This is a genomic window from Vibrio sp. 14N.309.X.WAT.E.F5 (assembly GCF_030397615.1).
Lineage (GTDB): Bacteria > Pseudomonadota > Gammaproteobacteria > Enterobacterales > Vibrionaceae > Vibrio > Vibrio lentus.
In genome coordinates this window covers 1-11769 of record NZ_JAPNXR010000010.1, presented here as the reverse complement: position 1 = coordinate 11769, position 11769 = coordinate 1, and the positions used below count along the sequence as shown (strand labels likewise).

Genomic DNA, 11769 nt, shown 5'->3' with positions numbered 1-11769 from the left:
ATCTCACCTCAATCCTTGACGCGCACACTAGATGTTTCTGTACCTTTGATAATGGTGACACTTGGTCTAGGCACATATCGACGAACCACTTTTTTCTCTACTTCATGTGGATTTCTCAAGGTCAGCTGAATACTACCTTTGCTTTTAGCCGTGAGAAGCTTCTCCGCCTCTTTTGGCGTCATCTCAAGTGTTACCGCACGAACGATAATCGGACTGTTTTCTTTCGTTTTAGCCGTTTGGTCGACGGCTAAAACCTTAATGTCTTTTAATACCGTTTGAGTCGCTGCAGAATTTTTTCCGTAAGAAACGGTATTGAGAATATCAACCTTATTCCCCGGTAATAAGAAACCGGCCACACCAATAACATCATCAACACGTATCGTTACCGCACGTTTATTTTCAGGGATGAGAGCAGCAAGTGTTGACCCTTCTCCTGGCACAGTAAAACGTAACTTGTGAAGCACCTCTCCGGAATAAATAGTATTGGCGACTACTTTTCCGATAAGCTCCGCTTTATCCGAATAGTTGTTTTCATTGATCCAATCAACTTCCATCAACTTCGTTGTTAAATATTGCTCTTCAATTATGGTTCCAGCTTCAATTTCTTGAGATGCCACTACAACCGGATGACGCTCAACTTGCTCGACTTCAATCGTCGGTTGAACTTGATTGTCCATCCATTGTTTAGCGAAAAATACAGCGGCTAAACCGAATACTACGGACAGTAAAAACAGTAGGAAAACTTGACTTTTATTCATTATTCTCTTCCTCGTGTCCATCAGAGGTAAAATAGACTTTCCATGCCATGGCTAGAATGTCGAATGTGATAACGGGTGGGAGTTGCTCAAACGAAAGAATGTCTTTGCTAATACCAACAAGGTCTTTCGGTAAACAAGGGAAAAGCGGTACTTTGTGCAGCGTATGCATTTGAGACAAACGCTCAAAGAAACCATCTTGCAGCTCTATCTCTTTATCAACAGTTACGCTCACCCACAGAGCTTCATAATCTTGCTGATTCAGAGGCTTGAATTCTATTTTGTAGCCCAAGCGACGTAGAAAGGCAGGGTCACTGATCTTTTCAGGATTCAAATTGGTAGAAAATGCGAGCGTTAAAACGAATGGCATGGTGATTTGTTGCCCATTCGGTAATGACAGGTGATCAAAGAAATATTCCATTGGTACGATCCAGCGGTTGAGCAAAGCATCCACCGGCATGGGTTGGCGCCCCAGATCATCAATAACAAAAATGCCGTTATTAGCCATCATTTGTAAAGGTGCTAACCAAACGCGATTGTGCTCGGAGTGATTTACCTCAAGCATATCCATGGTGAGCTCTCCACCCACTTGGATATTAGGACGTTCACAATTGAGCCATCGCTTATCGTATTGATCTCGGAGTGAAACAGTTTGCTCACTGCCATTACGATCTAAAGGAGTATGATGTTGCGCTGAAAAAACCTTAATGACATTCCCTAGCGCATAAACGGCATAGGGGATAAAAACTGAAGTATGAAGCGCATTTACGATACGAGACGCAACAAAAGTCTTACCTGTACCAGCGTGCCCATACAACAACAGCGCCCTACCCGAGTTTATTGCCGGCCCTAAAACGGAGATCATTTTTTGTACGCCGTAAACATCACTCAATGCTGCTTCCACATCAGGGCGAGTAACAAGCTCTGCCCTTAAATCTTGTTGCTCTACAATTTCAGTATATTGTTTGAGAGAAACAGGAACTGGGCCTAAATAAGCATCTCGTTTGAACGCAAGGTCGGCCTCTTCTAAGCCTTTATCTGACAAAGAATAACGGACGTGGCTATGAGAAGACGATTCCAAAGACAAAGCAGAAGTAGGTTGAAATACTTCGATAAGGGATTTATTTCTGAGTACCGCAAGTCCGTTTTCTACAATATGTGTCACCACACACAAATAGTTGGAAAGTTCCAGCACATCTGATTTAGGGTAAGCTGACAGATGCTTGAGCAACAGGTTTTCAACAACAACCTCAGGAACACCAAGCATTTCGATGGAAGTCGGCACCACAGGAGCTGATATTTGAGGCTTTAAATTGCTCGGGGAAGGTATCCCTCTCATATCCATATGTCCTCTCCAACACATCGATTAGTGATTTAGTTTGATCTATGTAAAATAACTGTACATCGCTAAACCTATAACAACTGAAGGAGCAAATGGCATGGTTACTTTATTTGAGTACCGAGAATGCACAACAGGCTTACCTTTAATATCAGGTGAGATCCCGTTAACTAACATTAGTTTTTCTTCATAATATCGTCTAACTGTCATCTCACTATTATTTACTCTGTTATAAAGCAAATATAATGACCCTATCATTCCCGAAGCTACAAGTATGTAATAAGACACATCAAGTAATGAACCCCACCCAATATACAAACCAATAACACCAAGTAATTTAACATCACCTGCAGACATTGCTCTTAGAAAGTATAAAAACAACCCAGCAGAGAAAAAAACTGCAGAACCAGTTAATGATGAAACTAGTGCACTTAATGTGAAATTATCATTTAACATTGATAATAAATATAGAAAAAGAAACAAAATCAGTATCTTATTAGGTATACGATGTTTCTCAACATCGTATACAGCAATAAGAAAAACTAACCCCCAAAATGGCAAAGTCTCAAAAATCATATAAAAACTCTACATACTAGAAACTATCAACGAGAACTTGCTAAATAACGACGCTGACATACCAGAAAACACCAGAAATATAACTAAAACGAGTGAGGCTGCGCCGATGACATATTCAACTACCGTCAGCCCATTCTGCCTCCTCATTCTTTTGAAAATCATGCTCTAAGGTGCCGATGTTGTGCTAATAGCATCAACAATATCACTGAGCTTATCACCCAATACAGTACCAATATTGCCGAAAATACTCGTTAGCCCGAATACAAGCATGGCTGCACCGATGACATATTCAACAACAGTTAAACCTTCTTCATCGTTCATGAATTCTTTGATGTTTTTCAATAGGTTGTTCATAAGAATCTCTCCTTGATTTACGTATCAGGTTTTATTTACCTGTAAACTAAATCTAGAGCTGAACAATATATTCGGTTAGGATTTTCTTGCTATTTACTTGCACTTTTTTGTGGTGCTTCTAATCTATTTAATAAATACCATTTTCACATTAATTCCTTACTGTTTATTTTGATATGACACAGGTTCAATACCAATGGAAATAATAACACCACTACTTTCTGATATAGACAGTGATTTCAACTCAATTATTACCAATAAAATTAGTCATTACTTCCCTATTGAGAACTATAAACAAGATATATCTATAATCAGTAACTTAGATGTAAGGTTAGTATTCTATATATTGAATCGAACGGATGAACTTCAACTACTTACAATGGCACTGTCTATTTGTGAAAACCTAAACAAGCGAATAGTCATTATTTGTTCAGGTAAGATACCTAATATCGTGCGAAATCATAAGAATATATTCTTTGTTATCGAAACGAGCAGTAATCATCTGACCAGTAAGTTCGAAGAACTACAGCGTAAAACGCAACATATCTTCGAGCCTCACTTTGATCTCGACCGAGATACCAACAACAATAATCAACTACCTGCAAAGTTGTTTACCTCTGAAGTCGTTAACTTTGTTATGGACAACATCAACAAAGAAATCAGAGAAACCGAGATAGCGGAAAAGTGCCATTGTTCAACAACCTACTTTTCTAAGAAGTTTCATCTACACTTTGGGGTAAGCTTTAGAGACTTTGTATGCGATAAACGAATCCTGTTAGCCAAAAAGTTAATCGAAGCCGATACCGAATCAAAAATCGCTGTTATTTCTTACCAATGTGGATACAAGGATGTGTCGTATTTTTCAAGAATCTTTAAGAAAAGGACCGGAGTAACACCCGCAAGTTACAGACGTGCCTGCACGGATAACAGAAAACGCTAATTTTACTCCCTAAAAGAAAAAATCATGGTACATTTAACATGATTTTAACAAAAATAACTTAGCGAAAAACATGGAGTTAGACAATGATTCAGCCTAACGAGTTTAGCCAAGAAAAAGCAACAGCTCTCCCTACACCCAATGACATGATTTTAAAATGGGCAGAAGAACGCCCAGATGAAGTCTATTTAAAACAAATCATTAACCGCCAATTTGTTGAATTCACTTATAAAGAAGTGGCCGACAAAGCACTAAAACTGGCGTCAGCATTAGAAGGACTCGGAGCCCAACCCGGCGATCGAGTCGCTCTCGTTTCAAAAAACTGTGCAGAGTGGTTTATCTGTGATCTTGCCATGATGTTAGGAGATTTTGTCAGCGTCCCAATCTTTCCAACAGCTGGGGCAGATACCATTCAATACTGTATTGAACACAGTGAAAGTAAGATAGTAATTGCAGGTAAGCTTGATGATCCTGCAGCGACACAAAAAGTACTCGATGATAATCCGAGCTTAGTCAGTATCTCATTACCCTACGATACTGCGGCGAAGTGCCAACATACTTTTGAACAGCTCATAGAGACACATGAACCATCCACGAAACGACCTCAGCATCACGATGATAAGCTGATGTCGCTTGTGTATACATCGGGTACATCTGGGTTACCTAAAGGCGCAATGCTCACGTATGGTGCCTTTACATGGTCAGTTCAGAGATTAATCGATCACATTGGTATCCAACCCGGCGACCGTCTGTTTTCTTATTTGCCGCTTGCCCATATCACAGAACGAGTATACATCTTTGGTTCGTCCGTAATGGGTGGTGTAGTCACTGCTTTCCCTGAATCTTTAGACACGTTTATTGACGATGTAAAAATGCACCGTCCAACTTTGTTTATCTCTGTTCCTCGTTTATGGACTCTATTCCAACAACGAATCCAAGATAAGCTGCCACAGAAAAAACTGAACTTCTTACTTAAAATTCCATTTGTGAATAACATCATTAAGAAGAAACTGGCTGACGGTCTGGGTTTAGACCAAGCGCGTGTTCTCGGCTGTGGTTCAGCACCAGTATCACCGGCTTTGCTCGCATGGTATGAAAGCGTTGGTTTACACATCACCGAGGCATGGGGAATGACAGAATCATTCGCCTACAGCACGCTCAACTATCCATTTAGAGCAGACAAAATTGGTAGTGTTGGTAATGCTGGTCCGGGTATCGAGCTCAAAATAGCTGAAGACGAAGAGATTTTGGTTCGAGGCAAAGGGCTATTCTCTGGCTACTACAAAAATGATATTGCAACTCAAGAGTCTTTTGATTCAGAGGGTTGGCTACATACGGGTGATATTGGTGATATTGACAGCGAAGGCTATTTAACGATTCGTGGACGTAAGAAAGATACCTTTAAAACCGCTAAAGGTAAGTTTGTTGCTCCCGTTCCAATCGAGAACAAACTCTTTGAATACAGCCGCGTAGAAATGATGTGCTTGATCGGCTTAGGCTTACCAGGTCCTATCCTGCTTGTTGTACCCCATGACTTCCCTAACTTTGATCGAACTCGTTATGAGAAAACGACCAAGCGTGTTATCGAGAAGATGAACGAACAACTCGCCTCACACGAGAAGATCAAAGGCGTATTAATGATTAAGGAACCGTGGAGCATTGAGAATGGCGTGTTAACACCAACGCTTAAGATAAAGCGACATATCCTTGAGCAGAAATATCACGAAGTCGGCCATAACTGGCCAAAAGATAAATTGGTGGTTTGGGAAGAGTAACTAACGACAAAAATACACATAGCATTGAGAGGGAGCGAAAAGCTCCCTCTTTTATTTTTCTAATCTCTCGATTGAGCTCTCTTTAACCTATCAATATGCAAAAGTGCTAAACCAGAAAGACGTTACAAAGTTAAACGGATAATCACATCCAACATCTCGTCGAAGCAAGGGCCTAATGCTTCCTCATCGATGGCATGGCAATACACACCTTCTAATTGGGCAGGGTCATAATCCGCACTTAAATCTGGATCATCCAAAAGCGCACTAGAATTTGCCATTCGTAACAGTAAGTCTTCTCCAAACTCACTATCAGGTCCGGTTGCCGATGTTAATGATGAACCTAACCCTAAGGTAAAGACGTAAATATCTTCTCCTCTTGCAGCCTCAGCAATGTCTTCCACTAAATTACGTGCCACACGATTCACTCTGGTGTACAGATCATTTGCCGAATGACTATCAGGGTCATATTGTGCTACCGGCCGCACCGTATGAGTCGGATTTAAAATATTGAACTCGGTTGCGCTTGAATCATGAGTGGTATAGTAATCGGGCATCTCGCTAATATGGTCATCAATATCACGCCCCTCATAACCTCCACTTAAAGTCGTTGCAATCGAGTCATGTCTCCAAAGCCCTCGAGGTGTACCACTGCTGCCATCACTCGATCGAATAGCTCCCGTATGCGAATCACCGTCCTCAAAGTCAAACGTTGTCGCAAAGGTATTCGGCGCTCCATCTGTGAAGAACACGATCACTTTTAAGTTAGCGGGATCGGTAACCGTTCTAAGCTCATTTAAAGCTCGATAGATCCCCTCTGATGCATTGGTATATTGTGCATTAGACGTACTACCAAAATTAAAGCTGTCTATTTCAGATTTGATAGTACTTCGGCTATGGCCACGAGTTGCATTGAACCCCACTGGAACCTCGGCTCCGAAAGCAAATTTAACCAATGAAATTCGATCAAACCCTTCATGGAAATTTTCAACGAATGACTTAGACCTATCAATGACGTCTTGAGTCACATCACCTATGCTGCCAAGTCTCAAGGAAGTTGTGTTATCAATCACTAACACTAGATCGACAGGGCGACGAATAGATTGTGCTGACACGCCAGGGTTAAATGTGTCTAACCCTATTAAAGGTAAAAAGATTGTGGGCACTTGTGCCGTAGCTGAAATATCAATCGAGATATTACCGAATGAATCATAGGAGAAATTGACTGCGCCCAAGCTAGGTGTTGCAGAATAAAAGTCGGCAGGGATATTTGCTGTAAAATATTTTTGAGCAGCGGCACGCCCTGCATCTTCGCCATTGGCAACCGCTCTTGCAGCGGCAATACTGGCAGCATCGACTGCTGCAAATAATTTCGATTTAACAATATAAGCACGTCCAGCGTCAACAGAAAGCCCGACAACTAACAGAATAAAAGGCAGTGCGATGACTGACATCAAAGCCACTAACCCACGACTGTAACGATATTTGATTGGGGTTCCCTTATCCATTTTAACCTCCCTTACATATATGTTGTGTCGCTCAGAATATATTCCTCATCGAATACTCGACTAAAAACCGGCGAATAGTCATAGAATACTTCTACGCTGTACACGATCTCCCCATCATCAAGCGCAACGGCTAAATTATTAATGAGTGGAGGGTCATCTGCATCCACATCAGAACACTCTCCATCATTTGCCCAATTACTGCAGCTCGACCAAATAGCACTATTTTTACTTAACCCGTGTTGGTTCCATCGGTATTGGCTTTTAATGTAGGGGGAAGCATCTTCTTGCCCAACCACCTCGGTAATATAAATGACACCGTCTTGCGTCAAATCCAATGTTCCCGATGTCGTGGCGATGATGTCCATCACTTCTTGGGGGGTGTCAGTATTACTCCGAGAAATAATGTTTCCACCTTCTCGGCTGATACTAATAATGATGTGGTTGGCTTGAATGAGGTGCGTGATATCGACAGCAGCAACAATAAGCAACATAAACAATGGTGCTATTAACGTCATTTCGATTGCCGCAAACCCTTTCTCAGCGGCTTTTTTTATCTGTAAAGGAAACATCCTGTCCCTCCTTAAAAAGCTTCGTTTTTCATTGCCGCGCTAACGGTAAATTTAAACTTCCCGTCATCAAGCAAAACATACATATAAGGATTTACAGATGGCCACTCGCAATCAAGATGAATAGAAATAATGTCTCCTGAGCCACCAAAGCCAGTGACTGCGTTGCCATAGACATCTTCAACACGTATGTTTTGGACATCCATCACTTTGTCGAGCAAACCGCTCGAGGATTGAGAAATTTTTTCTAATATTGCTGCTTCGCGGTCACTCGACGCGTCAGGATCCAGATCAGAACGACCTGTGATGGCATATCTTGCGCCCTCTCTTGCCGAATGTTGCATGGTCAATTTAACAAACCCATATATACCAAGATCGACAACCGTTAAGAAAAGCGCAAAAAACAGACTCACCACAACCGTAAACTCGATAATAGCGATGCCTTTCATTTTTGATTTTAAACTGCTTCGGAAACGGCTACGCTCCGAAACTCTTAAAATAGATTTCATACAACCCCCACCCTCTCGTCTTTCTATTCACCTTATCTAGCCCAATAGAAAACCTCAGGAGATATAGAAAAACTGAACACTACATATATAGAACTGACAAATGAGTTACACAAGCACTATTCAATTAATCAATTTCAATACTATTAATACGTAGGTGGATTCAAACTGTTTTTTATTTTATTTAATTTAATTCAATTGCTTATATAAAATTAAAGAATCTAATACTACATAGTAATTTAATTTTCATTTTTTAATCCCCAAAATAACTGTCTGTTTTATATCCATTAGACAAAGAAAGAAAAAAACATTACGACGCTTGTTTCTATATAAATCAGAGTTGCAGTCTCAAAAATAAGACAACATAAATTGAAAACTAAGCATTTAGTTTAGTAGGAATAGGGTTTTATAAGTACTCGATGATTAATGGGTAAAGTCAGCCTGGATTAAGCGAGTACAAATGAATATTGTGGCTGAGATAGAACCAACGAGACTAGCCTTCGCGCTAATGGCTACATAAGTCATGGTTATAAATATTTAGTATAATCAGTTGCATCGTTATTTTCATATTCTAACCCTATGTCTTCTTTCACTCGACGACTCAGCTGTTCCGCACATAAAACCTTATTCTGTTTCGCCTTAACTTTACCTACTCTTATCTTCTTATTTTTAAATAATTTAGTACCATAAAATCTCGTCCAACTGATTAATACTTCCATAATTACTCTCTTGTATTTGCCATCGTTCTGTCGTTATTATGAAAACAACTTGTTCGATAAGCGAACAACCATTTCTAACAAGAACTATAAGCAGACGTTATGGACAATAGACTACGCCACCTTTCCGGACTTCGTTACTTCGAAGTCGCAGCTCGCTTGAGTAGCTACAGCAAGGCAGCAGAAGAGCTCTTCGTTAGCCAAGCTGCTGTCAGCCAAAAGATCCGTCAGTTAGAGGAACAACTAGAGTGCAAGCTGTTCATTAGGAAAGGGCGTGAAATGGCATTAACTCAAGAGGGGCGGACTCTCTTCCAACATGTGTCAGATGGATTTAAAGAGCTTGTTGTCGGATTGAATAAGATCCAGTCTGAACCCTTGCAAGGCGTTATCGTTGTTCGAAGTCCTCCCTCTTTTGCATCGCGTTGGTTGCTGCCGAGGCTTTGGAAATTCTCAGTCAAGCACCCTGAGATTCCAATCAAGATCCTCACAGGGTGTGACACACCAAATCTAAAACATGGTGAAATTGATGTCGCGATTCGACAAGGGGAAGATCTGTGCGTTGAGCAAGGTTTAGCACTTGAAGTGCTGTTCAACGAACCTCTATATCCGTTTTGCTCTCCCGAGCTCGCCAGTTCTTTGAAATTCACATCACCAGAACAACTACTAAAGTGTTGGTTGATTCAATTTGAGGGTGGCCTTTTCCCTTGGGAGGAATGGTTCAGACAAGCGAATATTCCAATGCAAGACACCGCAGTTCAATGGATGGAGGTGGGAACATTTGATATGGGGTTAACGACAGTGATGGCAGGTCATGGAGTTTGCCTGGCAACAGATAGCTTAGCCGGAGACTTTATAGAACGCGGCCTGCTTGTTAAACCGTTTAATATTGGGATGACACCTGGCGTTCAAGTTAACTTATGTTTTGATCCTAGCTCACCGAGAAAAGAGCGCATTGCGGCGTTTACTGAGTGGCTACATGAAGAAGTTTCTGATATCTCAAAGATCTAGCATTGGTTTTGGCGTAACTCCTCCTAAAAAGAAAGAGTTACGTTTGATCATCTGAATCACTCCCAAAATGACTTTCTCACCTCTTCATTAGCCTGGCCTCGGGTAATACCAACATCTTCAAGCAAATGATCTGACAGTTCAGCTAGGTGTTTTCTCGTTCTACGGTTCTGAAGATACAGTCTAAATTTAGAATAGAATTTCTTAACTGACAGTGATGAAAAGAATACTTGATGACTATTTGTTCCCGCAGTTATTGTATTCATAACCTTTCTCCTATTGATTATCTGCTTTGTTATGGTCAATAATCGACCAACAACGTACTTACGACAAACGATAGATACTGGCATTCAGTTAAGGAAAACTAATGTGAGAGAGCGAACCCCACCATTCCAAGGGATCTACTATTTTTATACTGCGGCTGAAACTGGCAGTTTTAAACTCGCGGCTGAAAAGCTGTTTGTCACGGCTGCTGCCGTCAGCCAACAAATTCGCCAACTTGAAGAGTGGTTAGGTGCAGACTTGTTTATTCGTCAGCACCGAAAAATAGTACTCACTCATGAAGGTGAAGTGCTTTACCTGCAAGCCAAGAAAGGCTTTGCCCACATTCAAGATGGTGTGAGGCGAATTAACCAAGACCCAAATCCCACTCAACTGTCTATTTCGACCGTGCCATCATTTGCCCAACACTGGTTGGTACCTAGAATTGGTGACTTTCGCGATCGCCACCCTGATCTATCCATGTTGATTGAACCAACCAATAAGCTCGTGACGTTTGAAGACTCTAATGTCGATGTCTGCGTTCGATATGGTCATGGTAGTTATCCAAACATTGAATCACGTTGGTTAATGGACGAAGTGGTTTACCCTGTCTGCCACCCTATCTACCAAGAGAAGCATGGTATTTATGACATCGACGACCTACACAAAGCCGAACTAATTGAAGACCGCTGGCCTGATATGGATTGGAATCTATGGTTAGATGTTGTTGGAGCGAAGGCAGGACGTTCATCACTGCAATTTGATGGTTCGCATTTTGTTTTAGAAGGTGCGCTATCCGTTCAAGGTGTCGCACTGGTTAAGCACAGCTTGGTTTATCGGTATTTGCAGGAAAAGAAGCTGGTACGGATAGGTAACATCGCACTTAAGCCCAAATACAACTATTTCCTATGTGCGCCAGCGGGATATTTTCATCGTGAGAAAATCAAACGCTTTGAAGCTTGGATGCAAAGTCAGGTTCAGTTGTTTGGAAATAAAGGTCGAGAAGAACTTTCTATTATCGAGACAGATTACGAGCTGAAATGGTCTGATAATTCATAAAGCGAAACTGATATACTGAGCTCAAATAAATGGCGAGAACATCTCATGACACAAGAAAATAACCCACTTCACGGTATCACATTGCAGAAGCTACTGACTGAATTGGTTGAGCATTACGGTTGGGAAGAGTTGAGTTACATGGTGAACATCAACTGTTTCAAAAAAGACCCAAGCATTAAATCTAGCTTAAAGTTTTTGCGTAAAACAGACTGGGCTCGTACCAAAGTAGAGCAGATCTACATTGATTTGAAACGCTAGTCCCTCTTTTTAGCTCTATCTAAATTTGTCCCGTATCCACTTAGTACGGGGCTATACCACATGATATGTTGAGCTAATCAACTAACCCCCTGTGTCTACTTTTTAGGGGTCATATCAATCTCGCATCTCGCATCTCGCATCTAGAAACAAGTAACTACAA

At 41.1% G+C, this 11769-nt stretch carries 14 protein-coding genes; 5 read left to right on the top strand and 9 right to left on the bottom strand.

All coding sequences use genetic code 11. The annotated features are described in order from the left end of the window. Nucleotides 1-8: 8 nt before the first annotated feature. The 4 genes from cpaB to OW495_RS12585 form a co-directional block, all read right to left on the bottom strand. Nucleotides 9-758, bottom strand: a complete 750-nt coding sequence (gene cpaB / locus OW495_RS12600; protein ID WP_017110456.1) for a Flp pilus assembly protein CpaB — start codon at nt 756-758, stop codon at nt 9-11. After that, the gene (locus OW495_RS12595) at nt 751-2100 is read right to left on the bottom strand and encodes an AAA family ATPase (protein ID WP_102513057.1); all 1350 of its coding nucleotides are present in this window, start codon (nt 2098-2100) and stop codon (nt 751-753) included. The genes cpaB and OW495_RS12595 overlap by 8 nt, the downstream gene beginning before the upstream one ends. Before the next feature lie 39 nt (nt 2101-2139). Further along, nucleotides 2140-2670 carry a prepilin peptidase gene (locus tag OW495_RS12590; protein WP_099165255.1) on the bottom strand — a complete coding sequence of 177 codons (531 nt, stop codon included), beginning with the start codon at nt 2668-2670 and terminating at the stop codon, nt 2140-2142. Between the two features lie 165 nt (nt 2671-2835). Next, nucleotides 2836-3024, bottom strand: coding sequence for a Flp family type IVb pilin (locus tag OW495_RS12585; RefSeq protein ID WP_102306430.1), 189 nt, complete (start codon nt 3022-3024; stop codon nt 2836-2838). 193 nt (nt 3025-3217) lie between these two features. Here OW495_RS12585 and OW495_RS12580 point away from each other — a divergent pair, with 193 nt between their 5' ends. Together OW495_RS12580 and OW495_RS12575 are read left to right on the top strand one after the other, a co-directional pair. Next, nucleotides 3218-3961: an AraC family transcriptional regulator gene (locus tag OW495_RS12580; protein WP_065103026.1), complete on the top strand. Its 744-nt coding sequence runs from the start codon at nt 3218-3220 to the stop codon at nt 3959-3961. A gap of 83 nt (nt 3962-4044) precedes the next feature. Next, nucleotides 4045-5733 carry an AMP-binding protein gene (locus OW495_RS12575; protein WP_102513056.1) on the top strand — a complete coding sequence of 563 codons (1689 nt, stop codon included), beginning with the start codon at nt 4045-4047 and terminating at the stop codon, nt 5731-5733. Between the two features lie 122 nt (nt 5734-5855). Here the strand turns inward: OW495_RS12575 and OW495_RS12570 are convergent, their stop codons facing one another. From OW495_RS12570 to OW495_RS12555, 4 genes are all read right to left on the bottom strand, one after another. Next, the gene (locus OW495_RS12570) at nt 5856-7238 is read right to left on the bottom strand and encodes a VWA domain-containing protein (RefSeq protein ID WP_017108787.1); all 1383 of its coding nucleotides are present in this window, start codon (nt 7236-7238) and stop codon (nt 5856-5858) included. Nucleotides 7239-7249: 11 nt separating this feature from the next. Further along, complete coding sequence (locus OW495_RS12565; protein WP_102513055.1) at nt 7250-7807, bottom strand: TadE family protein; 558 nt, start codon at nt 7805-7807, stop codon at nt 7250-7252. Between the two features lie 11 nt (nt 7808-7818). After that, complete coding sequence (locus OW495_RS12560; RefSeq protein ID WP_017108785.1) at nt 7819-8313, bottom strand: TadE family protein; 495 nt, start codon at nt 8311-8313, stop codon at nt 7819-7821. Nucleotides 8314-8837: 524 nt separating this feature from the next. Next, on the bottom strand, nt 8838-9029 hold the full coding sequence (locus OW495_RS12555; protein WP_102513054.1) for a hypothetical protein: 192 nt from the start codon (nt 9027-9029) through the stop codon (nt 8838-8840). 99 nt (nt 9030-9128) lie between these two features. Here OW495_RS12555 and OW495_RS12550 point away from each other — a divergent pair, with 99 nt between their 5' ends. After that, nucleotides 9129-10034 carry a LysR substrate-binding domain-containing protein gene (locus tag OW495_RS12550; RefSeq protein WP_017108783.1) on the top strand — a complete coding sequence of 302 codons (906 nt, stop codon included), beginning with the start codon at nt 9129-9131 and terminating at the stop codon, nt 10032-10034. 56 nt (nt 10035-10090) lie between these two features. On the opposite strand, the gene OW495_RS12545 is transcribed toward OW495_RS12550, so the two are convergent. Next, nucleotides 10091-10297: a DUF1127 domain-containing protein gene (locus tag OW495_RS12545; protein ID WP_102353367.1), complete on the bottom strand. Its 207-nt coding sequence runs from the start codon at nt 10295-10297 to the stop codon at nt 10091-10093. Between the two features lie 103 nt (nt 10298-10400). Here OW495_RS12545 and OW495_RS12540 point away from each other — a divergent pair, with 103 nt between their 5' ends. Then, nucleotides 10401-11351 carry a LysR substrate-binding domain-containing protein gene (locus OW495_RS12540; protein WP_017108781.1) on the top strand — a complete coding sequence of 317 codons (951 nt, stop codon included), beginning with the start codon at nt 10401-10403 and terminating at the stop codon, nt 11349-11351. 45 nt (nt 11352-11396) lie between these two features. After that, nucleotides 11397-11609, top strand: coding sequence for a VF530 family protein (locus OW495_RS12535; protein WP_017106559.1), 213 nt, complete (start codon nt 11397-11399; stop codon nt 11607-11609). The last annotated feature ends 160 nt before the right edge of the window (nt 11610-11769 follow it).

Coding starts and splice junctions, on each gene's coding strand:
- OW495_RS12560 (WP_017108785.1), bottom strand. CDS start 8,313: ATGAAATCTATTTTAAGAGTTTCGGAGCGTAGCCGTTTCCGAAGCAGT.
- OW495_RS12565 (WP_102513055.1), bottom strand. CDS start 7,807: ATGTTTCCTTTACAGATAAAAAAAGCCGCTGAGAAAGGGTTTGCGGCA.
- OW495_RS12570 (WP_017108787.1), bottom strand. CDS start 7,238: ATGGATAAGGGAACCCCAATCAAATATCGTTACAGTCGTGGGTTAGTG.
- OW495_RS12595 (WP_102513057.1), bottom strand. CDS start 2,100: ATGGATATGAGAGGGATACCTTCCCCGAGCAATTTAAAGCCTCAAATA.
- OW495_RS12555 (WP_102513054.1), bottom strand. CDS start 9,029: ATGGAAGTATTAATCAGTTGGACGAGATTTTATGGTACTAAATTATTT.
- OW495_RS12585 (WP_102306430.1), bottom strand. CDS start 3,024: ATGAACAACCTATTGAAAAACATCAAAGAATTCATGAACGATGAAGAA.
- cpaB (WP_017110456.1), bottom strand. CDS start 758: ATGAATAAAAGTCAAGTTTTCCTACTGTTTTTACTGTCCGTAGTATTC.
- OW495_RS12590 (WP_099165255.1), bottom strand. CDS start 2,670: ATGATTTTTGAGACTTTGCCATTTTGGGGGTTAGTTTTTCTTATTGCT.
- OW495_RS12535 (WP_017106559.1), top strand. CDS start 11,397: ATGACACAAGAAAATAACCCACTTCACGGTATCACATTGCAGAAGCTA.
- OW495_RS12580 (WP_065103026.1), top strand. CDS start 3,218: ATGGAAATAATAACACCACTACTTTCTGATATAGACAGTGATTTCAAC.
- OW495_RS12545 (WP_102353367.1), bottom strand. CDS start 10,297: ATGAATACAATAACTGCGGGAACAAATAGTCATCAAGTATTCTTTTCA.
- OW495_RS12550 (WP_017108783.1), top strand. CDS start 9,129: ATGGACAATAGACTACGCCACCTTTCCGGACTTCGTTACTTCGAAGTC.
- OW495_RS12575 (WP_102513056.1), top strand. CDS start 4,045: ATGATTCAGCCTAACGAGTTTAGCCAAGAAAAAGCAACAGCTCTCCCT.